This is a genomic window from Akkermansia massiliensis (assembly GCF_023516715.1).
GTDB classification, from domain to species: domain Bacteria; phylum Verrucomicrobiota; class Verrucomicrobiia; order Verrucomicrobiales; family Akkermansiaceae; genus Akkermansia; species Akkermansia massiliensis.
In genome coordinates, this window is the sequence record NZ_JAMGSI010000001.1 from 768,532 (window position 1) to 792,602 (window position 24,071).

The window sequence follows — 24,071 nt, forward strand, 5'->3', positions numbered from 1 at the left end:
TAGGGTAAAATTTAGATGGCGGGGCCGTATGGATAGAAAGTGCCTCCGTAGACCGGCACCTGGATGGTGCCCAGCATGTGCTGGATGACCTCCTTGTCCCGGATGGTGGCCAAGTGGAAGGAATAGGAAAACACCTCCGAGGGGTCGCCCTCCTCCATCTGAAGGCGGAGGGGGTTGACCGCCCCCTGCTCGTAAGCTATGGAGGTGCCGGTCAGCTTGCCCATACCACTGAATTTGACGTCCAGCCATATCTCGCCTGCCGTGCACGAGGACGCAAACCACTCCCCGCTATTGGGCGTGGGAACCGTACCGATGTACCGGCCGGAGAGCATCAGCTTGCCCGGACGAATTCGGCAGCCGGTTATGTCGTCGCTGCCCTCGGCGCGCTCCAGGGTGACCTGATAGCCGTAGGCGGGAGGCTGCTCCGGCGCCTCGCTCCATACCATGCCGCCCTCCGGGCCGATGGTCGGGGCATCCGGTGACTTGTAGGCCTCGTCGTCATATTGCAATGTCTGGACCGGGTTGTCCTGCTGCTGCTCCTGGTCCAGCTCCTGCTGGTCGGCAGCCATCTGCTGGATGCGGTCTACCATGTCCTGCAGGGACAGGTGAGAGGGTACGCCCGTCGTGAGTGATGTAGTCTCGCCGGCTAAATCCACTGAGACTCCCTGGACGACGGTAGCCATGTCCCGGTACGCACGGCGAGCGCCCTCCAGGGCGAGCCGGCGGCCCACCAACCCGGCCGGACAGAGGGCGCGCAGGGACGTAACCGCACCCTCCCAGGGCAGCGGACGGGTGATCTCGTAATACTGCCGCAGGATGGACGTATAATCCGGCCACTCCATCGTGGATGACGGCGGTGTGCCTCCGCCGCTGATGGGCGGATCGCTGCCGTCATCCCCCCCGGCATCCCCGGACTTGCTGGCCCGGTAACGCATGCGCTGCTTGTTGATGGTGCGCCCGCGCCACTTGAGCCATCCCCAATAGCGGACGCGGCCTCCAAAGTTGCGGGTCTTGGTGAAGATCATCTCGGTGCCCTTGGGAGGCTTGGTGTCGGTGTATACGACCTGGCGCAGCTCTATGTAACTCCACTTAATGGTCTTGCAGATGGTGGACAGTTGACCGGACGCGTGGCGATATCGCTGGGCCGTATCATCGGTGGAGTAATTGGACAGGTCGCTGCCCTCTACATCCGCTATCAGAGACCGCTTGATGATCCCCAATCCTACTCCAGTCGCCTTGGCCAGCTCCGGCACCTGGGACTGCCACCACTTGAGGTCGGCCGCCCCCGTACCCGTGGGCAGCCTGTCGCCCCTGACCTCGACAATCGGCTTGGTAAAATCCCAGACGGGGTCCTCACTGCTGACCGGAGGCTCGTCCCCGGTGGAGGTGGCGCCACCGGACAGCGCCACCTGGATGGTGACACATCCCTCCTGGTGCAGGTCAGCTCCCTTGGGCCAGACTTGGGACTGGTAAGCCTGCCGTCCGGCCGTCAGTACGACGCCCACGGCCGGAGGCACCAGGTCCGGGCGGGGAGACAGGTTGATACCGGACAACCGATCGCGCACACGGTCCAGCGTCGCCACCGGCAACTCCTCTCCGTCAGCCACCTTGATCACGGGAGAGGCCCCGGAGTAATCAACCCAGCACACCATGCCAGGACGGCCGCCCAGAAGCTTGCGCAACACCCCGGCATACATGTCACAGCCCAACGCAGTGTCCCACATCCAGGCCGTGGGAGATACGGCCACCTCAATGCCGACGTCTGCCGGTAGCAGTCCGTACTTGCGGGCATCCTCCAGCAGCCACTGCACCGTGCTGGCGATCTTGATCTTGCGCGGCACGTCCACGCCATCACCCCCGCCTCCGGAGACATAGGGAGACAAGCCGCCGCTCAGTTTACCGCCAGGATTGAAACACAAGGCCGCCTCCAGGGGTTGGAGGATATCGCATGCCTCCATGGACCAGCGCCAGGCATTGCCGGACTGCTCCAGAGCGCACTTGCGGATCGTGCCCTGTAGCACGATGACGCCGTCCCAGACTACGCGCACATCATCCAGGTAGGCATAGGGAGCCGGCTCGTCCTGGTCGCGGGCCAGCTGCAGCCAAGATACCTTGGCGGCCGTAAAATTGCGCCAGTCATACTTGGCTCCTTTGATGGCGCTGCCTGTTAGCTCAATGACGTGCATGGAGGATCAATCGGTGATGGATAGGGGTTAATGGCGACCGTACTGCTCACGGGATTTGAGGGCTGCCACCTCCCGCTCAATCGTGCTCAAACGGTCGTTGTGCCGGGAGGAGTTATCGGCCGCCTGCTTGGCGATGGTGACAAACTGCTGCATGACATCCAGGATACGGCCAGAGGTGTCGCTCTGACCAAACATCTGCCGGGTAAACTCGCCGATCATGGAGCTGTAGTCCTGGCCTGCTGCAGGCTGGGGAGCAGGATGCGGAGGAGGTTGTGGCGCCTGGGCTCCGGCCCGGATACGCGTGCGCACCGCATCCTCCGCGTCCAGGTCGCGGCCCTCCGGAGTAACGCGGCGGGGCTTGACCGGCTGAGGCCTGGACATGGTCATCAATATCCGGCCCAGCTCGCCCTGGACCAGCTCCTTGACCAGGGAGACGACACGCTGCCCGGCGGCATCGTCTCCGTTGATACGCATGGACAGGGACTGGAGCCGCTTGACGGTGGCCTCATTGAGGATGCCGTACTTGGCCACATCCTTGAGGATCGCCACAATCTTGCTGGCGGCCCCATCCTTGGGCAGGCTGGGCGTAATGTCGGAGAGGCCGTCCAGCTTGGCCTTGTAGCGACTCGCCTCCAGGTCCTTGCGCTCCAGGGGAGTCAACAACTCTCTCTCTCCGGACGCGGCTCTGGAGTATCCCTTGATCATGTCGTCCACCATCCACTTGACCTTGGCCCGCAGCTCCCTGGGCAACCCCTTGAGGGCCTCGTCGCGCATCTGTCCCAGGCGCACGGCGTCCTGCTCGGACATGTAGCCGGCATCGGCCATGTGCTGCCCCTGGGTCAGCAGCCGCTTGAGCCTGGGAGTCTCACGCTCCTTGTAATCCTGGCTGGCAGTGAGCTTGTCGTAGTGCTCGCGCCAGCGCTCCTGGACGCCCTTGCGCTGGCTGGCCAGTTCGGCGAGGTCCTTTTGCCGACGCTCGTCGGCAGCCACGGCGCTGGCCTGATCCGCCTTGGCGGCGGCGATGGTAGCCTCCTTGGAGTTGATCTCACGCTGGTACTGCAGTATCTGCTGCTGAGTAGTGACGTTGGCCTCGTCCAGCTTGAGCTGGTTTTCTTTTTCCTTGAGACGGTCCTTGATATCTTTTTGTTTGGCTTCCTGAGCTGCAATATCTGCGGCGATATCATTCTTCATCTTCTCTGCACCATCGTTGTTAGCCGAGTACGACTTGAGAGGATTGCTAGTGCGGTAATAGTCCTCAATGGCATCTATTTTATCTTCAACAAGCTGACGCTCTGCTTGCTGGGATTTGTCTTTGGCAATAGCAATGTTGGCTGTGCCCAACTCTTTATTGATGCGCTCCAATCGGGCACGGTCTGCCTGTAATCTGCGCTCCGTCTCATAGATGGCATTTTCCGCCCCCAGCAACGGATTCATCCGTTGCTGCTTGTTAAGTTCCTGCGTCTTTTCGAGTAGGCTAATACTTTTTTCGAGGCGTTGTTTTTCCTGTTCTAATTTCTGTTTCTGCGGCAGGAGGTCCTTGGCCTCCTGATGCGCCTTGTCAAGCACCTCCTCCCGTCGCTTGAGTGTGCGATATCCATCCGGAGTCACACCCGCATAAGGCGACTTGGCCGCCTGCTCCTGCTCAGCCTTGATCTGGGCCACCTGTTTGGCCGTTTCATCGCGTGCCTGGATGGCTGCATCCAGCATGATCTGCTGACGATCCTCACGAGACTTGGCAGCGGACTTGGCCTCGGAGGCGTCCAGGTCGGCCATCAGGGCGGCGGCCGTTTCTTTACTGATTTCCCCCCTGATCTCGCGGGTCTTGACGATGGTACGCTGCAGCTCCAGCTCCTTTTGACGGAGGGCCTCGACATGATCCACCTCCGCCGTGCGGTTGACGGCCAGCTGGCCGATGAGCTGGAGGCGCTGGGTGTAGAGGTCATTGATGGCCGTGATCCTGCGCTGCTCCTCGTCATAGATGCGCTCTCGCTTGGCGTTGGTCAGCGCATCGGTATAAGCCTGCTCGCGGGTGGCGGCCTCGGTGGCCAGCCGGTCCTTAAGCTCCCGCGCCCGCTTGACAGCGGCCTTGTCCACGCCCTCAATGTATTTATCCCAGGCATCCAGGATGGCTTTGCCCCACGCCACCCCCCGGTTGTAGGCAGCCTCCAGCTCGGTAGGGATGTTAAACGTCGCCTGTACCTTGCTCTTGAGGTTACCCAATCCGGACGCCGCTCTCCTAGCTCCCCTCTCCATTTTGCGCCCGGCCTCTTCTCCCTTGCTGCCGGCCTTGTCCATCTCATTGCCGGTGGTCTTGGCCTCCTGGCCAACCTGACTGACGGCCTCCTGCACACCCTCTGCAGCGTCACTGGTCTTGTCCAGGGCATCGGCAGTCTCCTCAGCGGCATCGGTCACCTCCTCCAGGTTGGTGGCGACCTCCTTGTCGCCCAGCTCCTCGTTGACCTGGTGTGCCGTCTTGCGGACCTTGTCGAGTCCCTTGTTGACTTGATCCAGTCCTCGCGTGTCGGCCTTGGCCTCCACACCTACCTGTACCTTGTAATCCTTGTCTGCCATGGTGATATGATAGTTATTAGTTAATAGTTAAAAGTTAATAGAGTGGTTAAGAGATGTCTCCCGTGAGGGTGAGGGATACCTGCAGGGCAGCCCAGACCTTGCCCTCGGCATCCGGCAGCCGGATATCCTCCGGACGGCGGCCGAGGCGCGGCCCATCCGGACCGAGGTCATGATCGCTCGTGAGCGGCAGAGGCTGGGCAAGGTCAACCGTAGCGTGGTAGGTCCTGGTCCGGCCCGGCCGGCCCTGGTAGTAGCAGGACAACCAGGTAACCACACCCTCCGGGTGCAGGGTGAGCGCCTCCTGCAGGTCGAGTCCCCAGGCATGGGCGCGGGCGAAAGTCGTAAACGCCCGCACGAGGGTAAAAGACATCTGCAGGGAGGCGTTGCCACGGGCTGCCTGGTGCATCCAGGGACTACCGATGACGGCCTCGCGCTGGATCTGGACGGATGGCTTGACGGTCACCAGCTCCTCCATCACGTCGTCGTATTGGCACAGCACGATATCCCGGAGTCCGTCCGGACGGTAGATGACCGTGTCGAGAGAGAGGTAGTGCATGGTGTGATGAGAGTGGAGAGGTGAGACTTAAGAGTTGAGAGCCGTGAAATACCGGAAAAACGCCACCGCGCTGGGGTCCGCGAGTACAAACTGCATGTACTCGGAGGGTGTGCAAATGCGCCGGCCGCCGGCACTATTGACAGCCTCAACCGTCAGTAGTACGGCCTCGTGCACCTCGACGGCCCCCTCGCGGGCAGCGGGGTTATTGATCACGGAGTCGTCTCCCAGTTGTGCCCACACCTGGGAGGCTTGCCAGTCCTCACCCATGCTCGCGATTGCGGTGACTGTTGCCTCCAGGACCGGGGCCTGATCGGCGGGTATGTCATCCTGGGTATAATGGTCAGTGTGAGTGTAGCCGTCCGCGTCCTGGTACACGGCTGTCATGGTGTACTTGTCCCACTTACCTGGGCGCGGAAAATGTAAATGTATCTCTTGCATGTTGTTGTTAAGCTAATTGGTTAATCTTGACGACGGAGGCTTGGGCGTAGTGATGGCCGACAAACGCCCACACCTGCCGGGGCTGGCCAGTCGTGTTGGGAGCCAGCGTCAGGGTGATCTGGCCGCCTCCGGCTGGTGTCTGCTCAGAGGACTGCATGCACCATACGGCGGCGGGGTCATGCCCGCACATGGTATCGTTGAGTATATAAACCGCCTCGGACAGCGTGGACGATACCGTCAGCGTTACCTCACCGCCCTCCGCAGGTACATCCAGCGCGGAAGCCGTCACCGCCGGCATAGGCTTGGCCGTTACTCCGTCCATCACCACGCGCCCCATAATGGATCGTACATCGTTGACCCCCAGCGCGGGGGCTGCGTCAATCCTCATGCCTCCCATACGCAGCCCCACTTGCAAGGTACTGCTTGCCTCGTGAGCCTTGGCCTTAACTGTGACGCAGGCCGTGTGGCCGCTGCCACAAAACAAGGATGTCATCGGCATAACATAATTGCCGTCGACAAACAGTTCCCATCTGTTCATCGTGTTTTGATGATCGGCGGCTGCGCGGGGTGCCATTGCCACGGCAACGTAAGTGATCTTGGGCACAAGCGCCCACATATATAGCTGGTCGCCAACGGCGCGCCCATAATCCGTGCCTCGGATCAGGCAAGACGTCGTACTCCCCAGGTAGCTTGTGGGATAAATCGTCACCTGCCATGCGGGTGCCATGTCCCGGCTGGTGTAATTATTGACTGCGTTGAGCAACGGATACCTGTAATCCGCTGCGTCCAGATTGTAGTCAGCCCAATGGATGGGGTGAGCATAACAGGGCGCTGCCGGATTAGTTGTCGATGAGTACCCTTGGGATGTGCTCCCCAGCAGGATAGACGCCTTGTCAGAGCCGATAATCCGCCATACAACGGCGGCGGCATAAGCACTATTGTTATGATCTCCCATGTAATTGGCAAATTTCCACGCGCCTGTAGATCGGCCAATCAAAGACACACCGGCGGAGGGCATCATGGTAATCAAAAAATCGTGCAGATCGTTGGTATACACCGCCTCCTTAGAGGATGCGTTGGCCGTGACTACATTATAAGCGTCGGACATCTGCATCTGCCGCACCAGTGTTGTCACCCAAGACGGGATCAGCGTCTCCATGTAGTAGTTCGCCCGCCGCCAATCATCTGCGGCCCGCTGCTCTATCAGCGCCTCGTAAGAGATAGCCTCCTGGGCCGTGGCAGGCAGCGGCACGCGAACGCCCCTGGATGCCGTGACGGTGGCATCAAATACCTGTGGCTGTGTCCATGTGTAGGATTTGGAGGTGTCCACAGCGCCCACGTCCCCGCGCGGTATAGTCATGTCCAGTTGCCACGATCCCGGCGTGCTGCCGGGTGTCAGGGAGGCGGTTGCCTGGCTGCCTGGCTCGCCCGTCGTGACCGTGCCAACAGTGATGGCCAGACCCTCGGCAATCTCCTGAGCTGCGTCCCTGGCCGCCTCGGATGCGCGGGCATCCTGGTATGTCTGCTTGCTGGTAGCGGCAGCATAATCCGTCAACCGCTGCACCTCGGCGCGGGTGGCCAGATTAACCCCTCCCACGCTGACGCCGTCCTGATAAGTACAGGACAACATCATTGCGGGCATGACGGTGGCATCGGTAATCGGTCCGTCCAGCGCAGACGCAATCCCGCGCCCGTCGGCTGCCGTCACCATCTGCCGGGCGATGGACAGGGGGATCTCCACTGGCGCCTCGGGCGTGCCACCATAGACGTGCAGCGCCACCTCGTCCCCGATTACAATATCCGTATCGGCAATCATCCCCCACATGTACAGGTCCACGTCAGTGCTGGATGCTACGGCCTGACTGGATCGTGCCGCCAATACCCAGTCCCCGCCCGGAGCACGTCGCCAGATGTCCAGCCAGCGCGGTGTGGTGTCCGTCGTGCCGAGGACTGCCCACATGTACACGTCACGCACCTTGCAGATCGATCCGACATAACCGGTCAAGAGGTCATCGCCAAATATAAACCGAGCCCATGACCATGCCACGGTCTGGTCCTGGTCATAGCCGGGAGGCGACATGGATGCCGTGCCGCTGGCCGGAGTGACATACATGCCGGCGTTGTGCAAGGCGTCTGGCAGCTGGTTGGCCAGGGATGCGGCCACCATCTCCTCCCAGTTGACGATGACGTCATCTGGAGGGACGACGTCTGCCGGCATGATATCCTGGCGCACTCTTACCTTGATCAGGGATGAGGTGCGCTGGGAGCCGTCTCCGTCAATAATGACCACCTCCGCGACCAGGTCGATGCGATCGGCGCTGCCCATAGCTGCGATCAACTGAGTCGTGTTGACCGACAAGCTGCCAACATAAGCCAGCCCCAGAGCGTCGTCGACCGGCTCCAGGTTGGTGGCGGCCAGGACCAGGGTATCGTCACCCAGGGCGGTCTTGACGGCCAGCGCCGGCCTTGTGCCGGAGGGAGTCACCGGAGTGCCCTCATCCAGCAGAGTGATGCGCAGGGGCAGCTTATCGCCGCGCACCAGGGACAGGTCGGTGACCGGTATGCCGCCGGGGTGCATGACGGCCATGGTGGCCAAGTCAATCAGGAGTATCATATCAGTGTGGGGGGAGGAGAGTGGAGAGTTGAGAAAGGTTCCTCCCGGCGGATCGCCGGGAGGAAGTGGCGTGCTTAGGCCGCCGGATAGTCCGCGTCAGGCGTCAGCTTGCAAAGCGGGTTGTAAACAACGCTGAGCTCAAATTCGGCCAGGGACGGATCAGACGCCGCCTTGGCCGGGTTGACCAGACGCAGGCGGCCCTGCATGCAGGCGCTCATGATCCTGGCGCCGTCGCGGTAGGCGTCGGTCCACTCCGTGTAGACGTAGACGTCGATCTGCGTGGAGCCGGCGGCAAACACAACCTGCTCCGTGCCCCAGTCCTCGCGCAGCCCAAAAGAGAGCTGCAGGAATTCAGGGGTGATGTAGTTGGAGGCAAACAGGAATTTACGCTTGGTGACCAGCTGCATCTCCTCGGTCTCGTAGGTGCCGCCGACGCTGGTGCCCTCAATCTCTGCGGTCTTGGGCTCAATCTGAGGGTTGCTGGTGCGGACCTTGCCCATGTAGAGCCAGGGGCCGGGGTCCTCGTCGCTCGGAGGGACGGGCAGCCAGTCTGCAGACACGGTCTTGGCCTGGTCGCCGCTGCCGATGGAGGCTCCGAATTTGGCGATGCTGACCTTGGAGCCGATGATCAGGCCGGGGATGATAAATCTAGACATATCAGTGATTAGTGGTTGGTTAATGGTTGGTAGTTACACGCCGATGATGACGGCCAGCTTGGCCGCCTCCAGGGCCTTGGCCTGGGAGGCTGTCACTTTGGCGGTCGCACCTGCGCGCCCGTAAGCGCCGTTGATGAGCGTGCCCGTCTTGGTCACGCGGACTAACACCAGCGTATCCTCCTGGGCGGGAGCCTGCGGAGTCGTGCCGGTCGTATCTGTGTTGTTGGTTGTGTTGGTCTTAGCCATGGTTGTGTGTTGTGGGTGAGGATGAGGGAAAAATTAAAAGTTGACGGGAGCGTAGAGGATGATGGCCCGTCCCCGGAAGCCGGTGAGCTTGGACTTACTCATATCGTAATCCTCGACGGATGCCACGGAAGGCATGTCGTAGCAGACGCGGTCGACGACCGGGTCCCAGGTGCGGACCGCGTGCAGCGCCTGCCCGACCATGCCGGACAGACAGCGCAGAGGCGGCATGCCTCCGGGCATCCCGGCTGTCCTGGCAAAGCAGCTCACGGCCAGCACGGCGTGCATGCGCACCATCGGAGCATCAACGCCCATGTCCAGCAGGGGGACGTATCCTGCAGGAGTGACGGCGACGCTGCCGGGCTTGCCAATGGCCACGCGGTTGATGGCGTCCACCTGGTCCTGGTCGTCCCACACGGTTGGGCACACCATCGGAGCCAGGACGTCGTCCTGCTGCAGGTGCTTGATGAGATGCTCGGCGAGCTTGTAATCCTTGTCCATGAGAGTGGAGAGTTAAGAGTTGAGTGTTGAGTTGTCGTCGGCCTGGGCCAGGAGGCGGTTGAGGACCAGGGTGGCGGCGTACACGGCATTCTTGCGCATCTGCTCGCGGGAGGGCATCACCTCCGGATGGGCCGGGATGGTGGCGGACTTGACCAGGGCACCCAGTGGTGTGACATCCTGGTAGTGGCCGTCCTTGTTGCGGCGCTTACGCTGCTTGACGCGGGCCAGGATGGCGCTGCCGGTATCGACGTCGCCCAGGACCATGACCTCCTCCTCCGGGATATTGAGGGATGCCAGGGAGCGCCGGCGCAGGGGGGAATCCTTAAACGGGATGAGCAGGCTCTTGATGCGGCGACCGGTCACCTCCGACTTGCGGCCGGAGGGCTTGACGGTGCCGCCCAGCCACTGCAGGCGCACGCCGATGTGGGTGATGTCGATGGTGGCCTTGTTGTCCCGGATGACGGGAGGGTTGACTGATCGCTTGGCCGCGCCCCAGAATCTCTGGGACTGGGTGCGGTCGAGCATGTCCTGGAAACTATCCCTTACTGCCTGGCGGGCAGCCCTGGCCACGTCAGCCACCATCTCCGTGCGGATGGCGGGAGCCAGGGGGAGCCGGTTAAGCCCAATCACATCTACGTGCAACCTGATCATGAGTTGACATCAGTTAAGGGTTGAGGCATAAGGGGGACATGAGTGGGATGGACGGCAAGATCAGTAACCGCGACCTGCGCTGGTGGCTCAAGGAGCTGGCCAGACCGCGCGATGCTGCGTCCGGCATCCGACCGGAGCCGTCCGACTGGGAAAGCCGAGCCCGCGCCCAGGGCTGGCAGCCGGCCAGACCGTTTGTAAGCGGCCGCCATAACAACGGCCGCCAGAACCGCCATCTCCGGCGTAAGGGTTGATCTGTTATTACTGCTCGCTGACATAGACGTAGGTGGGCGTACCGTCCCTCCCCCGGACGATCTTGTTGACTCCGTGGCGGACCTGCTGCATGAACAGGACCTCGCTCTCGTTGGTATGGGGATGCTGGTCGGACTTGTTGACAAGACGCCTCTGATCTTGGAGAGTGCGGACGATGGTGTCGATGCGGTGGCCGGAGCGGTAGTCCTCGTTGACAAGGATGATCCTCTCGTTGCCCGGTTTGCCGCTGCCGGCAAACCGCTGCGCCGTCTCCTCCGTGCGTGACCAGCTGTCCACCATCTTGGTGGGGAGCGCCTGGTAGCCGTCGCGCTTGATGGCAACCAGGAATTGGTCGGCGTTGTTGGGGTCGATGGACATGCCCCGGTAGAGCGTGCCGCTCTCCCGGACGTCGGTGGGCGTGATGCGGTTGACGGCATCGTAGAGGGCGTCCCACTCCTCCTGGGTGGCGTAGTCCTGGACTCCGCGCTGGCTCCTGTCAAATTTGCGCTGGTCCTCCACGAATTTGACCATGGCCCTGGCCTGGGTGTCCGGGATGACGGGAGGGCGCTGCCCGCAGATCACACGCCCGGCCTCGCTCCAGTGCACCGGGCGTGTGCCGTTGGGGTCGGTGTAGTAGACGCGGTCTCCCTCCACCTCCACGCAATCCTCCAGAGCCTCGACAAATGCCTGCTGCAGGTCGCCGTCCATCTTGGCGATGGACGCCTCCAGGCTGGCGTTGAGTGACTCGCCGTCCATGTCATCCACCGTCGCCTCCGGGATAACCAGGCCGTGGCGCTGAGCCTCCTCGTAGTCAACCGGGTCAACCCCCATGCCGGAGTTAAAATCAAACGGAGGATAGTCCAGGTCAAATCGGCTGAGCTTGCGCCAGATGGGCGAGGTAAGCAGCGCGATGTGGGAGCCGTCGGTGGCCACGCCCTCGTAGTTGACGGCCGCCGCCGCCTCCCTCCAGCGGGCGGCCCAGTCCCTGGGCTGGCGGCTGTAGCGGATACGCACCAGACGCTGGGCCGGATAGGCCAGCGACCCCATCATGGAGTCCCGGTAGGCTCGCTCTTGGACCATGGCCACGTTGGTCTCCAGGATCAGGCGCTGGCGGGCGTCGGAGTTGAGGTCCTGGATGGTGCCCTCTGTGCCGGGCTCCGGCTGGTAGCCGGTGGCCTTGAGCATCGCGCGGACCTCGCGCAGGGCGTCGGCCTCGGACAGGTTGCCGTCCACAATGCCCTGGGAGCGATCCCTAAATCCCTGCACACGCGCATAGTGCCCCTGCCTGGCCGTCCAGTAGGAGCGCTCGCGGATATCCGGGTCCACGCCGTCCCAGTCCGCCGACGACATGCCGGCAGCAGGCACCGTGACCTTGGCACGCATGATATCCGAGGGAGAGGGCATTGCTGTTGAGTGAGGAGGGTTGAGAGTGGAGAGTTGAGCTGCTGTTACCTGTTAACTCCCCGTCCGGGGGACGGGAACAACCCCGGAGCTCCGGAGCCGTAGGCAGGGCGCGGTCCCTGGACGTAGGGGCGCTTACCGGGAGGCACGGGCATGCGGCCATCCGGACCGATCACCCGGTGGGTGCCGGCCCGGACGGCCTCCAGCCGCTCGCGGGCGGCTGTGTTGGCCTTATCCCGGTCCTCGGAGACCATCACCGCAAACCGCTTGAGCAGACGCCAGGCGATCATGTCCAGGGCCTCCGGCTTGAGCGTGCGCGGGATGGTGGTGTCGCTCTGCAGGTCCATCACATTGGCGGCGTTGGCAGCAATGGCCTCGCGCACGGCTGCCGTCACGTCCTGGATGATGCCGGGGATGACGGTGCCATCCGTGTCGGCGGCCGTGATGGCCTCCAGCTCCGCTCGGTCGATGGCCTCCGTGAGCATGTCCGCCGTCAATGTGATCCAGCTTGACATTGTTGTTGAGAGTAGAGGGTGGAGAGTTAAGAGTTGGGTTGCTCGTCCGGGGACTCCGGGGCGGGATCGTCGAGGTGCAGGATCATATCGACTATCGTGTCACACATGCCCAGGGTCTCGGCCGCCTTATGCAGGTCGAGGGTCTCGTAGGGCTTGGTACGGGCCAGCAAGCCGCCGATGATACCGCCGGCGATGATGGCTGTGATCTCCTGTCTGGGAGTCAAGCCGGCCTGGATGGGACGCAAGGAGGCGACGTATGGCTCCAGGGTCTTGGCGGGGCCATATAGGGCCTCGTACTCGTCCTCGGTCATGTTGGGTCCGTGATCGTTCCCTGCCTCCTGGTTGGTGCCGTCACCCTTGTCGGCGGGCGTGGGGGAGTCTACGGCAGGTTGATTGGCGGGATTGGCTACAGGCTCCGGTGTGGATGCCTCGGCAGCGGTGTCCTCTGCGGGCGGCGTGATCTGCTCCTGGTCGGTATTGGCAGGTGCTATATCCTGAGCGGGAGCCTGAGGAGCGTCGTGATTGGTAGCCTTGTTGGTCTTGGTTGATTTAGCGGTCATCTTGATTGTGTATTGATGGTAAGTATTAAGAGAGGGAGCGTGGAGGCAAGAGCATCTCAACTCTTAACTCTCCACACTCCACCCTGTATTAAGCGATCTGCATGCGCATCATGCAGGAGGGAGCCGAGAAGACCACCTTGTGGTGGCCCTTGATGCGCAGCCACTCTGTGGAGATGTCGTCGTCACGGTAGGTCTCCACCGTGCTGTACATGTCGTCTCCGGCGATGTTGAGCGTCTTGAGCGCCGTGATGTCAAATGGGCTCGGATCGTCGTCAGCGTAAAACAAGTAGAAATTGCTGCCCACGATGCTGACGTTGTCCACCTCTGCTCCCGCCACGCCTCCGGGATTGTAGGAGGCGATGGAGCGCATGATCTTGACCGGCGGGATGTCGTCTCCTTTTAGACCGATAAAATCCAGGAACTTGTCCTGGGTGAGTACCTTGGGAGACCCCTCACCCATCTTGTACTGGATTTGCTTGTTGGCCTCAACAAGGTCCCAGATATCGCCCGTAGTCAGGATGCGGTTGGGATAGACTCCATTGTTCCGAGCAAATTGTTTAGCCATCTTTTTCAGGATATCCGCCAAGGGCAGGTCCAGGTTGGTCCACTTGTTGGCCTCGTTGGTGTCGCCCACCTTGGTGATGCTGGGGATGATGGAGTTGGCGTAATCAAACACCTCCTTGTTGTGGCTAATCAACATGCGGCGGGCCAGTCCCCGGGTCTTGGCCTGGCGCAGGCTGTTACGGTAGACCTCCTGGTCGATGGCACCGAGCAGCTCGCGGTCGTCGATGCCGATCTTGAGGGTGTGCTCCTCCAACATGACCGGGAGGTCCTCTCCCTGGATGTCGATGGTGCGAGGTGCCTCGTACATGCCGCGCCGGGTATCGGAGACCGCAAATGCGTCCTGGCGCAGGTAGCGCTTGTAGGAGGTCAGCAAGCCGGGGGCCTTGACACCCGGAGCAAGAAAGCGTGCCGGGTCGTGGAGTTGAGTGCCGTACCAGCCGACGATGTAGTTGGTCAGCGGCAGGTTGACGGCGTAAGTTGCAGATGTGCTCATATGAGTTAATAGTGATTAGTTAACAGTTAATAGCGTATTAGGCGGTGGGCGTTGCCCAGGCGACGAGCAGGGCCTCGTGGAGGCAGCTGCCCTGTCCGCTGGTGTTGGGGGCCATGGACTGAGCCACGATGAGCTCACCGGCCGTGCCGGTGGCTGCCTTGACGGTGGCATCAGCGCACAGCACCAGATAGGTGCCGGTCTCGATCATGCCGGGAGTGTCGTTGAGACGGACCTGGACGATGCCCGGATGAGGCATCAGGATCAGGTCGCCGCCGTTGCCGTCGGCGCCGTCGCGTCCGTCGGGGTTGCTGACGACGCCGTCAGGGACGGTGGTGGCGGACGTCACCAGGGACATCGTCTGTCCGTCAGCGGAGAGCTTGGCGAATTTGCCCTCGCTCTTGTCGGTGCCGGTGGTGCCGGCCGGCCAGTCGCGGCGCACCACGGGAGTTTGCTTAATAATCATCTTGTTTAGAGTTGAGTGTTGAGAGTTGGGAGTGGAGCTATTTGCTGCGTGAGGACGTGAATTCCTCCGCAGCCCTGGTCCAGGTGCGGTTGTACTCGCCCGGAGTCAGAGCGCGGCCGTGCTTGGTGACCTCGGCGTCCACGGCCTTGCGGCAATGGGCCACCAGATCGACGTCGCTCTGCGGCACCTTGACGGCCTTGCCCTCCGGCGTGCGGTGGGTGATCACACCCGCAGGAGTGACCTTGGGGTCCATGCGCTGCTGGTTGCCCTTGTTATGCAGCTGTCGCGGCAGGGGTGCCCTGTTGTGGGCAACGGAGCCTCCGTTGGACTCATCGACCTGCTGCTTGAGCAAATCAAAATCCGTCTTGAGATCCGTCACGGCCTTGAGGATGTCGTCCCCGGTCGCGGTCTCGGACAGGTTGAGTGCCTTGGCGATCTCGTTACAGATCCCCAGCCAGCCCTCGTCGTCCGAGTTGCAGTTGGTTTCGTCTTTGTTTTGGTCGTCGTTGTTGGTATTGGTTTCGTCTTCCTTTTTCTTTTCCTCCTCCGTGGTAGCGGGCGAAGGATTGTCATTGTTGGTGTTGGTTTCTTGCTTCTTCTTTTCCTCATCTCCGGCGGCATCGTCGGAGTGCAGGACCCGTTGCTGTGTTGCTTTCTTGCTCATGGTTGTGGTTTGGGAGATGGTGGCACTGCGGCTGTGGACGACCACATCGCCTGCAGCGGATTGGCGGATGATGCCCGGCTGGGCCTCGTGGTCCGGGTTGTTGGTGACGGCCAGACCGGACAGGCGCGTCGGGCTGTAGCCGTTGTCGTAGACGCGCTTATAGTCGGCCAGCTTGTACTCGGTGCTAAATGCCCAGTACTTGCCTTGGTTGAGGTCATGGTGGGTGTCCTTGACCCAGGCGATGTAGGCAGCCTGGTAGAGGCTGCCGTCGACCCGGCCGTAGTCCAGCGCCTTGCACCAGCCCAGGGCCGGGTTATCGCCGGTGGTGCGCAGATGCAGGTGGTCGTTGTTGACCTGGATGCCGTTGCCGCCGTTGATGGCAGGATCGTAGGACTCGCAGATGGCCTGCAGTGCTGCCTCGTCGATGACCTCGTCCACGTCCCAGCGCTTGCCTGGGGCGATGGAGGTGTCGGGCACCGGGATGGTGTAGGTGCCGGCCGGCTCAATCAGGTACCAGCCTGATTGCGGGACCTGGCCGACGGGGTACGGAGCGCAGGCAGCCGGGTCAAAATCCGGGATGCCGCGGGCGATGTATCTGTCTCGGTAGTTGCTCATGCGTTGGATTGGGCTGAATTTGCGCCGTGCAGGGGTCGTGCAGGGGTGGATAATGTGAGAGACGGGTCAATGGCCGCCGCGCGGCGTCTCCCCTCGTTGCGGGCCTCCTGGAGGCGTCGGGCAATCTGGAGTGCGGTGGAGACGATCTCCTCCTCTCCGGGGACCTGCAGCATCAGGGCCAGCTGGGCCTGCTCCGCCGGGGAGAGGGGCAGCATCTCCAGCGTGACCCGCTCCAGGCGTTTGTCGATGTCTTGCAGGCGGTGGGCGACCACCTCCTCCAGACGGAGGCGGGCTGGCTCCCAGAGTGTGGTGCTGCGGTGCAGAGCCAGGGTAGTGAGGGCGTCTCGGCGGCGGGAGTTAAGCGTGTAGGGCGTCTCCTGGGGGGCGGGCTGCAGGGGCATCTTGACGACACCCTCCATGGCCTGCTGCTGGGGCACGTAGCCGGCGGCCTTGATGGCGTAGAGCTGGGAGGAGGAGACCCCGGCGGTCACCTGCCAGCCGGTGCGCTCGCTGACCTCGGCGTCGTCGATGTCGTAGCCGGCGGCACGCAGGGCGGCGGCGTTGGCAATCTCCTTGTCCGGCGTGGTCTTGTCCACGCAGGAGAGCGTAAAATTCACCAGGTGCGGCTGGCCGGGGTGGTACTCATCCAGCACCCGGTTGACCAGCTGGACTGTCAGTACAGAGGCGATGGAGGATGCCTCGCCGCCGGCCCAGTCGGCAAATCCGTCGGCCTGTGCTCCCCCGGCCAAGGTACCGGAGCCCGACTCGGTCATGACCGTGAGCTTGCCGGCCGTGGTCAGCATGGCGATCTCCTCGGTGGCCACCTTGTAACGGCGGTCAAACAAGTCGACGCTCGTCTGGGATATCGGGATGGACTTGATATCGGAGTCGTGGTCGATGACGCCGGTGGCCGCCGAGTAGCACATGGCCGACATCTTGATGTACTCCTGACGCAGCTCCTCGGAGCAGTCAGGAGGAAGCACAAAAAATGCCGGCGGCGTACCCAGCCTCTCCAAGAACACGTCCCATTGGGCCAGCGTCGTGCTACGGTTAAGCACCAGCATCTGGGCGGGCATGTCGATGGGCCGGGGATGCAGGCGCAGGATGAGGTCGTCCAGCGGGACCGGCAAGGCCTCTCCCCGGTAGCGGCCAAACTGGGCGTTGGGATTGTACCCCCAGGGACCCCGGTAGCCGTCCCGGCACATCAGCCAGTTGTCAATGGGCAACAGATGCAGGCCATCGCTGTCGGCGTAGGGCTGCAAGAATTTGTAGTGCCGGCGGGACGCCTGGGACAGGGAGGTGATGGCCTCGTCCATGTTAACGATGGCGTTGCACAGGTCGGTAATGGTGCGCTGCTGGCTCTCGGCCAGCAGGCTGTCGCGGTCGTCCAGGTCCGGCTTGACCGTGATAGACCAGTCGTACTTGCTCAGAGCGTCGTCCCGCTTGGTAATACAGGTCATCAGCATGGCGTCGTAGCGCTCCATCTGTTCCCAGATCCACTGCTGCTCGGCATAGGCGCCCAGCTGGCAGTCCTGCAGGCAGCGCCGTATGGTATCCACGCTCAGGTAGTCCAGCGGGCACACGCGCTCAATCTGGCGGCGGCGTACCTTGTCCAGCTCGGCCAGGGCGAGTGCGGCAAACATGGCCGGCTTGCTGTCCTGGGATGCCTTGTCCGGCGCGGTAAGCGCCCGCTGCACGCCCTCTGCATGGGGCCTGCGGTGGAGGATGTAGTTGTAGAGTCGTCTGATCATACTATGCTGCCAGGAGTTGATGTAGGATGGGACGGCCGCCAAAGAGCGAGCCGTGGGAGCGGCCGCCAAACAGGCCCGCTCCCGTGATGATGCGGCCGGTGCCTGGGGCCGGGAGATGGTGCTGCACGTGGCCGTCGGCGGCGCGCAGGGCCAGAGCCAGGGCCGTGCACCGGTCGGAGTGTCCCTCCCTGGTGTGCGGGGCCTCGTAGCTGTAGTCCGTACCTCTAAATATCTGCTGCATGGCGTGCAGGTCCTCGCGCACCTCCACGTCGATGGGGATGCGGACGCGGGTCGGAGCCTCAAAGGCCTGGCGGAGGCGCGGGAAGATGAGGCGCTTAAACGCAGGCGTAAACGTGCAGAGCTCGATCCTGCCATACTCATGGCCCTCCGGATGCCAGCGCTTAAACTCCTTGACCAGGACATCGCCCATGCCGATGCCCACACCCGTGTAGTCGTAGCAGACGCGTCTGGCCGCCTTGATGCGGTGGCGCAGTACCTCCATCTGGTCGGGCACGGACATGTTGCGCAGCACCAGTACCTCGCGGGTGACGAGCACGTCCCCCACCCGCTCCAATGTCCAGCAGACCGTCGGGTCGTTGGTGCGTCCAAAGTCGATGCCCAGGCGCAGGTCCAGCTTGTTGCCCAGGTAGATGGCCGGGTCGCAGGACACCGTGGCACTTGCCGACTCAGCCGTGGCGATCAGGTCGTAGGGCAGCAGCACGTTGCTGCTGTCCAGGAATTCGCACATGTACTCTTGAGCCCAACCAATGGGGTCGTCCAAGGATTCGCGGAGCTCGTCGATGTCGATCGGGAGGCCATCCTCCACTGCCTTGGCGATGGTCACCACATGGCAGGACCAGTGCTGCTTGCGGCCCTCCCTGGGGTTAAGCAGGTTGTCGTTGATGATCTTGTACGTCCTGGCGCCACGACCCGTCTTGCCGTTGGGGGTAGTAATGAGGCGGACCTTTTTCTCACCGCCCCGGAGGGGATTGGTGATGGATGGGAGCACTGCACGCCACGTCGCATCGGGGTCCTCGAAAAATGCGAATTCCGTCAGCACCAGGTTGGCGCTAAAGCCTCGCACGGTATCCGGCCGGCCGGGGACAGCCAGGATGCGGCTGCCGTTGTCAAACGTGATGGAGCCGGACTTGAGCAGGGTGTTGGGGCCGTCCTGGCGCTCAATCTCCTCGGCAGCCAGTGCGACGCTAAATGCCTCCGCCCACTCCTTGCACTTGGACAGCGACTCCATCGCCTGGCGCTCGGAGGGGGCTGCGATCATCCAGGTGGTCTTGGGCCTGATCATCGCATCCCTCACCGCCTCGGCGGCCGTGCTAAAATCCTTACCGGACTGACGGGACCAGATGCCGGCCTTAAACCGGCTCTCGTCCGCCACCCACTGCGCCTGGTAAGGCAGCAGCAGATCCAGTGGCGTTGTGATCAGGGAGGAGGACATGATGGAGGGTTGAGAGTGGAGAGATGAGAGTTGATTTGGTGTTAACTATTAACTGTTACCTATTAACCGGATGCGTTAGCATCCAAAGATATTGCGCAGCTTGCGGTCGCGCTCCTCTGGAGTGAGGGTGGACTGGGTGACCTGTTTGGCGGCGTCGGCCTGGGCAGCCTTGGCCTCCAGTATCTTGAGGCGGCGCTTGTCTTGGGCCAGCTGCTCGGCCTTGAGGATGAGTCCCACCAGGATGTTAAGGGCCTTAGGGTCGCAGGACGGGGAGGCGGCCAGGTCCAGGGCGGCGGAGCGGATGGCCCGCATGGTGGCCTCGTCCACCCCCTCCACGGATATCTTGTTGAGCTCCTCGGCCGTCTTGTTCTGCCGGGCCAGACGCGCCGGCAGGATTTGGGAGTGGTAGTAGCGCCGGATGGCCTCCTGGCTCAGCTTGATGCCGTCCTCCTCCAGGCGCTGCTGCACCTTGCGGTAGGACTCGCCGGAGAGCAGCATGGTGTCTACGTCGTCCTTGATGATGGGGGGCAACTGGGAGCCGATCACACTGTCTGGTCTGGGCTTGCGGAGCATAGCGTTAATACTGTTAACTATTACCTGTTCACTGTTACCTCATATCTGGGTAAGCTGGACGCGGCCGGCGTCGGTGATGGCGTACTTGCGCTCGCCAGTGATCATGCAGGTGGTGGACGTGATCAGGCGCAGGGCCTCCAGCTCCTGGATAGCTAGGTCGATATCGGCAGTACCTGGACTCGGAGACATGTCCAGGGATACCTCGGCCCGGAGGGCAGACACGCGCTGGGTATAGGCAGCGGGCAGCCGGTCGAGGACCTGCAGGACGGTGATCTTGATGTTGGCGCGAGTGGTCATAAGGATTTACGGGTCTTGAGGATGTCGATCATCAGGGTGAGGGTGCCGGACATCTCATTAAGCTTGACGGTGATGCCGTTGAGCCTCTTGTGCATGTCGTCGGTGGTCTTGGCTTGGAGGGCCTTGAGTTCCGCCACCTCCTCACGGGTGGCGTACTTGTCCTCCATCAAGAAGCGCTGGGGATCGTCGGATTGCTGGGGAGCCTTGCGGCCCTTGACCATCCACCATGTCCCGGACGAGCCGAGAGCAACGCCGAGGATGGTGCCCACTGCCTCCGGCGAGATGCCTGCAGCGGCGTCTGCTATTAGTGCAAGGATCATGATCAGAGCAGTTGGGCCAGCGTGCTGGCCCCGGTGGTGTAAGCGCGGTGGAGGGTGGCCGTGGGGAGGGAGCCCAGCTGGACATGGCCGGGATCGTAGGGCGAGCGCCAGTCTCCACCCCACACCAGACCCAGCTTATGGGCCAGGGCCGCCACGGGCTTATAGATGGAGTCCGGTCCCTCGCTGGGTGCCCAGATATCACGGCCGTCCCTAAACAGGCAGACGTCGGCCGCAATGCCAAAATTGTGCATGGACTGCCCTCCCCTGGCGTTGGTCACCTTGGGGCGCTTGGCGTAGAGCTTGTCTTGCTCGTCGTAGGTGCGGAGTCCGCAGATGAGCCGCCAGTCGGCAAGACCGCGCAGGGCCGTCATCATCTGGCGCACCTTGAGCGCGGCCAGAGGCTGGAGGGTAAGCAGGTTGTCCTCCGTGCGCTTGTCCAGCCGGCCGTAGCGGGTCTGGAGCTGTTGATGGCTCTCGCGCCACTGGGCCGCCGCCTCACGGGTCAGCGGACCGGTGATGCCGTCAAGCTGGCCCCGGTAAAATCCGGCAAATTTGAGGGCGCGCTGCCACGCCAGTGTGTTGGATTGTAACTCTGCGTAGGTCATTGCTGTGGAGAGTGGAGGGTTAAGAGTTGAGAGTGGAGGTTACTTGGACGTGGCCTGGACGACTGGCGGTACTACGACAACGTCCGGAGTTGATTGGGACCAGGCAACGCTGTGGGAGTCACGGTCCACCACCAGGGATGAGCCACCACGGATGACCACCACCTGCCCGTCGGTAAGAGCCACGCTGGTGGCTACCGGGTCGGCATCCTTGCTGCAGGAGTTGCCAAGCAGGATCATCAACGCGCCCAGGACGATCATCAGGCGGGTCGTCCCGGACAAAGGTGAGGAGGACCCGGAGCCATTGGGCATGGACGACGTATCCTGATCAGGATACTGGCTCCGGTCCTCCACAGGGGGAGCGACGTCCTCCCCCATGGAAGCGACGGGGAGAGGGAGGACGCCGGCCGGATTGGCGGACTGGCCACTCTGGCCATCCTCTCCGGCAAGCTGGTATTTCCCGCCGCTTATAAACTGCAGCAGGATGTTGACCGCGCCAAGGGCGCTAAAGAATTCAATGGGGTTGCTGTCCAGCCAGGCCCGTACGTCGGGGATGATCAGAGCCAGTAAGGCGGCCAAGTTGGTCCAAAAGTATTTGGACAGGTAAAATGGCGTCTTGTTGGTGGTGGTGTTCCCGGCTCCACCCGGAGCCGGGATTGTATCATGTGCACCAGTAGTATTATCAACAGGAGAGGGAGTGTAGCTCATGGGGGCACTTTAGCCCATTCCCGGCGACCCTCTGTTGCATTTGGCGCGTTTGTTGCATTTGGCGCATTTGGCGTCAAAAAAAGTCGAATGTGCTCTGCAGCAGGCGGGCGTGACGGATGGCCCGTCTCTGGAGAGTGACGGCCATAGCCTCCACCTGGCGACGGTAGAGCAGCCACTTTCTTCCGGCCGGGTTGGGACGCCAAGCGATCAGGCTGCCGTGCATCACCATGCGCCTGACCGTCTGTGAGGACACTCCCAGCAGGGCCGCTGCCTGGGTAATGGTACAGAGGGGCCCGGAGGCCCAGTGCTTGAGCGTCTTGTCGTCCATGCCTCAACCTTACCACAATTTTTTGCCATCTCTAATGACGGCCAAAAAAAGCCCCCTGCAGGGATGCTGCAGGGGGCGTGCAATGGTTGGATGTTGTTAACCTAAAACGTGGGGAGCTTTTTCTTTTATTGCCTCATAAATACGGATTAACAATTCATCAGGCGCAGTTTCGGCAGCAGGGCTTTTCAAATGCATCGTGTCACCTTTTCTCTCACATGGAGAGAATGGTAGGATTTGGTTCACTTCATCATCTGATAGGTTCGCCCACAATTTTATGTCTTCTAGGGCTTCTACTTCATTGTGTCTATCCGTTTCAAAAATATTGTTGAGCAATGCATGCATAAAATTCCATTTCAAGGCATTATTTCCGTCAATAGTAATGGATTCAATTTCGTTATTTGACGTTGAATTAAGTAATATTTTGTGCATATAGGAATAGAATATACAGAAGTATGAAAATACAAAATTTGTACTTATGTCATTAACATTAATAAAAAGACCGCCGGGAATTTTCCTGGCGGTCTTGCCGTACTGGGTATCGACGGAGATTAGGCAGTGAGCACGAGGCCGAGTCGGTCGGAGGCGATGCGGTGGTAGTCCGGTGACAGCTCAATGCCCACGGCCGTATGTCCCTTGTTGCGCGCAGCCACCAGGGTGGTTCCGCTGCCGGCAAACGGGTCCAAGATGCGGGACTTGGCAGGCAAGATGGTCATGAGGTGCTCCATCAGGGGGACCGGCTTGCCCGTCAAGTGGAGCTTATCCTTGGGGCGGATTGGCTCGCGGACCACTCCCGGAGGGCATAGCTTGACGGACTTGTTATATCCTCCATGCGTGGCGGTCAGGACGTACTCGGCCTGGTTGCGGTACAGTCCCATCTGGGGGCGGCAGCTTTCCGTCTTGTCCCAGGGGATGATGCCCCTCCACGTCCAGCCGGCAATCTGCAAGGCGTCGGAGGTGAGCGGGAGTTGACGCCAATCGCTAAATACCATCAGCCAGCCGCCGGGGCGCGTCAGGCGGAGGGCCTGCTCCATCCACCGCACGGACCACATCAGGTGGGTACGCTGGTCGCGGGTGTCATTGCTAAACGTCGGGTAGTATTTACGGGTGCCGGATTGCTGGTACTTGACGCGTGGGTCTTGTGCTCTGGCAGCGGTAGAGAGGCCGCCGCTGGCGTAGGGAGGATCGGTGATCACGGCATCATAGGATGCCTCCGGCATCGTCATCATCAGGGACATGCAGTCCCCATGCAACATGGTATGTGTGTTGGTCATCGGACGCGAGCATAGCTCACGCAAGCACCTCTCTCTAACGTCACAACAAATTTATTATGAATTTGTTATGCTTGTTAGATGTATAAAATTTATGATCAGAATGTTGCGCTGTGTCATACATCAGATATTGCGCTTCATAAGGACAAAAATCCAGCGGCCGTCGTCAAACAAAGTGCCAGCATAATCCCATCCAAAAAAATCAAGGTCTTTTTGGCTATTGGGGGAGATCAAAGGTTCTTCTTTTCCGTCGTAAAAATCCTTTTTGTATAATGCGCGGAATCGGTATTCGTATTTGATTGGACGCTTGCTGATTTTTTCTTGGCTACCTGTTTGAGGTAGCCTTGTCACATCAGCTATTTGGGTAGAAAGGTTGTACAAGCTGTATGAGATTGCCCCAGTAAGAGCGATCAAGCAGATGCCTATTACGGTGAGAGTGTAAAACTGCCATGGTTTCATATCTAATTGGTCATTATTTACTTACATTGTTAACTAATAATTTTAAGGCCTCACGCAATTTTGCGAGCTCTCGTTCTGACTCTCTCCATTTATGTTCATAGTATGAAGATTCTTGTAGACTTTCGGCTCCAGTACGTCGCCATAGATAGTCCATCGATACTGACAAAGCATCCGCCATTCTTTGCAACTCCCCCGCTTTAGGAGTCGCCTTACCTCTAAGATAAAGAGATATAGCACTTTGTGATATACCAGTAGATTCGGCAAGCATGACCTGAGAGAACCCTTTTTGCTTCATCAGCTCTCTCAAATTATCTTGAAATAGAAGTTTCTTCATATTTTGTGCTTGCCAAATATTACGTTACTGGTATTAGT

Annotated in this window: 27 protein-coding genes; all 27 read right to left on the reverse strand. The window is 61.0% G+C overall.

Annotation, left to right across the window (positions count from 1 at the left end; translation table 11 throughout):
* Positions 1-11: 11 nt before the first annotated feature.
* Positions 12-2,186, reverse strand: coding sequence for a hypothetical protein (locus tag M8N44_RS03165; RefSeq protein ID WP_102749346.1), 2,175 nt, complete (start codon positions 2,184-2,186; stop codon positions 12-14).
* 27 nt (positions 2,187-2,213) lie between these two features.
* Positions 2,214-4,757 (reverse strand): coiled-coil domain-containing protein, encoded by a 2,544-nt coding sequence (locus tag M8N44_RS03170; protein WP_180976191.1) that lies wholly within the window; start codon positions 4,755-4,757, stop codon positions 2,214-2,216.
* A gap of 46 nt (positions 4,758-4,803) precedes the next feature.
* On the reverse strand, positions 4,804-5,313 hold the full coding sequence (locus M8N44_RS03175; protein WP_102749345.1) for a hypothetical protein: 510 nt from the start codon (positions 5,311-5,313) through the stop codon (positions 4,804-4,806).
* Between the two features lie 27 nt (positions 5,314-5,340).
* A complete protein-coding gene (locus tag M8N44_RS03180) occupies positions 5,341-5,697 on the reverse strand; it encodes a hypothetical protein (RefSeq protein ID WP_102749344.1) in 357 nt (118 codons plus the stop codon).
* A gap of 61 nt (positions 5,698-5,758) precedes the next feature.
* Complete coding sequence (locus M8N44_RS03185; RefSeq protein ID WP_102749343.1) at positions 5,759-8,365, reverse strand: BACON domain-containing protein; 2,607 nt, start codon at positions 8,363-8,365, stop codon at positions 5,759-5,761.
* A gap of 74 nt (positions 8,366-8,439) precedes the next feature.
* Positions 8,440-9,021 (reverse strand): hypothetical protein, encoded by a 582-nt coding sequence (locus M8N44_RS03190; RefSeq protein WP_102749342.1) that lies wholly within the window; start codon positions 9,019-9,021, stop codon positions 8,440-8,442.
* 33 nt (positions 9,022-9,054) lie between these two features.
* A complete protein-coding gene (locus tag M8N44_RS03195) occupies positions 9,055-9,267 on the reverse strand; it encodes a hypothetical protein (protein WP_102749341.1) in 213 nt (70 codons plus the stop codon).
* A 33-nt stretch (positions 9,268-9,300) separates the two neighbouring features.
* Positions 9,301-9,765: a hypothetical protein gene (locus tag M8N44_RS03200; protein ID WP_102749340.1), complete on the reverse strand. Its 465-nt coding sequence runs from the start codon at positions 9,763-9,765 to the stop codon at positions 9,301-9,303.
* Positions 9,766-9,777: 12 nt separating this feature from the next.
* Complete coding sequence (locus M8N44_RS03205) at positions 9,778-10,416, reverse strand: hypothetical protein (RefSeq protein ID WP_102749339.1); 639 nt, start codon at positions 10,414-10,416, stop codon at positions 9,778-9,780.
* Between the two features lie 258 nt (positions 10,417-10,674).
* Complete coding sequence (locus tag M8N44_RS03210; protein WP_215833370.1) at positions 10,675-11,931, reverse strand: hypothetical protein; 1,257 nt, start codon at positions 11,929-11,931, stop codon at positions 10,675-10,677.
* 182 nt (positions 11,932-12,113) lie between these two features.
* Positions 12,114-12,581, reverse strand: coding sequence for a phage protein Gp36 family protein (locus tag M8N44_RS03215; protein WP_102749337.1), 468 nt, complete (start codon positions 12,579-12,581; stop codon positions 12,114-12,116).
* A 26-nt stretch (positions 12,582-12,607) separates the two neighbouring features.
* Positions 12,608-13,141: a hypothetical protein gene (locus M8N44_RS03220; protein WP_102749336.1), complete on the reverse strand. Its 534-nt coding sequence runs from the start codon at positions 13,139-13,141 to the stop codon at positions 12,608-12,610.
* An 88-nt stretch (positions 13,142-13,229) separates the two neighbouring features.
* Positions 13,230-14,198 (reverse strand): hypothetical protein, encoded by a 969-nt coding sequence (locus M8N44_RS03225; RefSeq protein ID WP_102749335.1) that lies wholly within the window; start codon positions 14,196-14,198, stop codon positions 13,230-13,232.
* Between the two features lie 37 nt (positions 14,199-14,235).
* A complete protein-coding gene (locus tag M8N44_RS03230) occupies positions 14,236-14,661 on the reverse strand; it encodes a hypothetical protein (protein ID WP_146024285.1) in 426 nt (141 codons plus the stop codon).
* A gap of 37 nt (positions 14,662-14,698) precedes the next feature.
* A complete protein-coding gene (locus M8N44_RS03235; RefSeq protein WP_102749333.1) occupies positions 14,699-15,940 on the reverse strand; it encodes a hypothetical protein in 1,242 nt (413 codons plus the stop codon).
* On the reverse strand, positions 15,937-17,691 hold the full coding sequence (locus M8N44_RS03240; protein WP_102749332.1) for a phage portal protein family protein: 1,755 nt from the start codon (positions 17,689-17,691) through the stop codon (positions 15,937-15,939). Before M8N44_RS03240 ends, M8N44_RS03235 begins: the two co-directional genes overlap by 4 nt.
* Position 17,692: 1 nt before the next feature.
* Positions 17,693-19,144 (reverse strand): terminase large subunit domain-containing protein, encoded by a 1,452-nt coding sequence (locus tag M8N44_RS03245; protein WP_102749331.1) that lies wholly within the window; start codon positions 19,142-19,144, stop codon positions 17,693-17,695.
* 75 nt (positions 19,145-19,219) lie between these two features.
* A complete protein-coding gene (locus tag M8N44_RS03250) occupies positions 19,220-19,717 on the reverse strand; it encodes a hypothetical protein (RefSeq protein WP_146024284.1) in 498 nt (165 codons plus the stop codon).
* Positions 19,718-19,756: 39 nt separating this feature from the next.
* Positions 19,757-19,906, reverse strand: coding sequence for a hypothetical protein (locus M8N44_RS03255; protein ID WP_180976188.1), 150 nt, complete (start codon positions 19,904-19,906; stop codon positions 19,757-19,759).
* Positions 19,907-20,010: 104 nt separating this feature from the next.
* Positions 20,011-20,334, reverse strand: a complete 324-nt coding sequence (locus M8N44_RS03260; RefSeq protein WP_102749328.1) for a hypothetical protein — start codon at positions 20,332-20,334, stop codon at positions 20,011-20,013.
* 2 nt (positions 20,335-20,336) lie between these two features.
* Positions 20,337-20,939 carry a M15 family metallopeptidase gene (locus tag M8N44_RS03265; protein WP_146024282.1) on the reverse strand — a complete coding sequence of 201 codons (603 nt, stop codon included), beginning with the start codon at positions 20,937-20,939 and terminating at the stop codon, positions 20,337-20,339.
* A gap of 39 nt (positions 20,940-20,978) precedes the next feature.
* Positions 20,979-21,644 carry a hypothetical protein gene (locus M8N44_RS03270; RefSeq protein WP_146024281.1) on the reverse strand — a complete coding sequence of 222 codons (666 nt, stop codon included), beginning with the start codon at positions 21,642-21,644 and terminating at the stop codon, positions 20,979-20,981.
* Positions 21,645-21,717: 73 nt separating this feature from the next.
* The gene (locus M8N44_RS03275) at positions 21,718-21,972 is read right to left on the reverse strand and encodes an excisionase family DNA-binding protein (RefSeq protein WP_102749326.1); all 255 of its coding nucleotides are present in this window, start codon (positions 21,970-21,972) and stop codon (positions 21,718-21,720) included.
* A 96-nt stretch (positions 21,973-22,068) separates the two neighbouring features.
* Positions 22,069-22,401 carry a hypothetical protein gene (locus M8N44_RS03280; protein WP_102749325.1) on the reverse strand — a complete coding sequence of 111 codons (333 nt, stop codon included), beginning with the start codon at positions 22,399-22,401 and terminating at the stop codon, positions 22,069-22,071.
* A gap of 119 nt (positions 22,402-22,520) precedes the next feature.
* Positions 22,521-23,243: a DNA-methyltransferase gene (locus M8N44_RS03285; RefSeq protein ID WP_102749324.1), complete on the reverse strand. Its 723-nt coding sequence runs from the start codon at positions 23,241-23,243 to the stop codon at positions 22,521-22,523.
* 120 nt (positions 23,244-23,363) lie between these two features.
* Complete coding sequence (locus M8N44_RS03290; RefSeq protein ID WP_102749323.1) at positions 23,364-23,699, reverse strand: hypothetical protein; 336 nt, start codon at positions 23,697-23,699, stop codon at positions 23,364-23,366.
* 13 nt (positions 23,700-23,712) lie between these two features.
* Positions 23,713-24,033: a helix-turn-helix domain-containing protein gene (locus M8N44_RS03295; RefSeq protein WP_102749322.1), complete on the reverse strand. Its 321-nt coding sequence runs from the start codon at positions 24,031-24,033 to the stop codon at positions 23,713-23,715.
* Positions 24,034-24,071: the final 38 nt, after the last annotated feature.

Excerpts from the sequence above, each read along its gene's own strand:
- M8N44_RS03165 (WP_102749346.1), bottom strand. The coding sequence starts at position 2,186 with ATGCACGTCATTGAGCTAACAGGCAGCGCCATCAAAGGAGCCAAGTAT.
- M8N44_RS03200 (WP_102749340.1), bottom strand. The coding sequence starts at position 9,765 with ATGGACAAGGATTACAAGCTCGCCGAGCATCTCATCAAGCACCTGCAG.
- M8N44_RS03235 (WP_102749333.1), bottom strand. The coding sequence starts at position 15,940 with ATGAGCAACTACCGAGACAGATACATCGCCCGCGGCATCCCGGATTTT.
- M8N44_RS03240 (WP_102749332.1), bottom strand. The coding sequence starts at position 17,691 with ATGATCAGACGACTCTACAACTACATCCTCCACCGCAGGCCCCATGCA.
- M8N44_RS03220 (WP_102749336.1), bottom strand. The coding sequence starts at position 13,141 with ATGACCGCTAAATCAACCAAGACCAACAAGGCTACCAATCACGACGCT.
- M8N44_RS03180 (WP_102749344.1), bottom strand. The coding sequence starts at position 5,697 with ATGACAGCCGTGTACCAGGACGCGGACGGCTACACTCACACTGACCAT.
- M8N44_RS03260 (WP_102749328.1), bottom strand. The coding sequence starts at position 20,334 with ATGATCCTTGCACTAATAGCAGACGCCGCTGCAGGCATCTCGCCGGAG.
- M8N44_RS03290 (WP_102749323.1), bottom strand. The coding sequence starts at position 23,699 with ATGAAACCATGGCAGTTTTACACTCTCACCGTAATAGGCATCTGCTTG.
- M8N44_RS03245 (WP_102749331.1), bottom strand. The coding sequence starts at position 19,144 with ATGTCCTCCTCCCTGATCACAACGCCACTGGATCTGCTGCTGCCTTAC.
- M8N44_RS03285 (WP_102749324.1), bottom strand. The coding sequence starts at position 23,243 with ATGACCAACACACATACCATGTTGCATGGGGACTGCATGTCCCTGATG.
- M8N44_RS03205 (WP_102749339.1), bottom strand. The coding sequence starts at position 10,416 with ATGATCAGGTTGCACGTAGATGTGATTGGGCTTAACCGGCTCCCCCTG.
- M8N44_RS03175 (WP_102749345.1), bottom strand. The coding sequence starts at position 5,313 with ATGCACTACCTCTCTCTCGACACGGTCATCTACCGTCCGGACGGACTC.
- M8N44_RS03215 (WP_102749337.1), bottom strand. The coding sequence starts at position 12,581 with ATGTCAAGCTGGATCACATTGACGGCGGACATGCTCACGGAGGCCATC.
- M8N44_RS03170 (WP_180976191.1), bottom strand. The coding sequence starts at position 4,757 with ATGGCAGACAAGGATTACAAGGTACAGGTAGGTGTGGAGGCCAAGGCC.
- M8N44_RS03230 (WP_146024285.1), bottom strand. The coding sequence starts at position 14,661 with ATGATTATTAAGCAAACTCCCGTGGTGCGCCGCGACTGGCCGGCCGGC.
- M8N44_RS03250 (WP_146024284.1), bottom strand. The coding sequence starts at position 19,717 with ATGCTCCGCAAGCCCAGACCAGACAGTGTGATCGGCTCCCAGTTGCCC.
- M8N44_RS03225 (WP_102749335.1), bottom strand. The coding sequence starts at position 14,198 with ATGAGCACATCTGCAACTTACGCCGTCAACCTGCCGCTGACCAACTAC.
- M8N44_RS03275 (WP_102749326.1), bottom strand. The coding sequence starts at position 21,972 with ATGGACGACAAGACGCTCAAGCACTGGGCCTCCGGGCCCCTCTGTACC.
- M8N44_RS03255 (WP_180976188.1), bottom strand. The coding sequence starts at position 19,906 with ATGTCTCCGAGTCCAGGTACTGCCGATATCGACCTAGCTATCCAGGAG.
- M8N44_RS03270 (WP_146024281.1), bottom strand. The coding sequence starts at position 21,644 with ATGAGCTACACTCCCTCTCCTGTTGATAATACTACTGGTGCACATGAT.
- M8N44_RS03280 (WP_102749325.1), bottom strand. The coding sequence starts at position 22,401 with ATGCACAAAATATTACTTAATTCAACGTCAAATAACGAAATTGAATCC.
- M8N44_RS03265 (WP_146024282.1), bottom strand. The coding sequence starts at position 20,939 with ATGACCTACGCAGAGTTACAATCCAACACACTGGCGTGGCAGCGCGCC.
- M8N44_RS03195 (WP_102749341.1), bottom strand. The coding sequence starts at position 9,267 with ATGGCTAAGACCAACACAACCAACAACACAGATACGACCGGCACGACT.
- M8N44_RS03295 (WP_102749322.1), bottom strand. The coding sequence starts at position 24,033 with ATGAAGAAACTTCTATTTCAAGATAATTTGAGAGAGCTGATGAAGCAA.
- M8N44_RS03190 (WP_102749342.1), bottom strand. The coding sequence starts at position 9,021 with ATGTCTAGATTTATCATCCCCGGCCTGATCATCGGCTCCAAGGTCAGC.
- M8N44_RS03185 (WP_102749343.1), bottom strand. The coding sequence starts at position 8,365 with ATGATACTCCTGATTGACTTGGCCACCATGGCCGTCATGCACCCCGGC.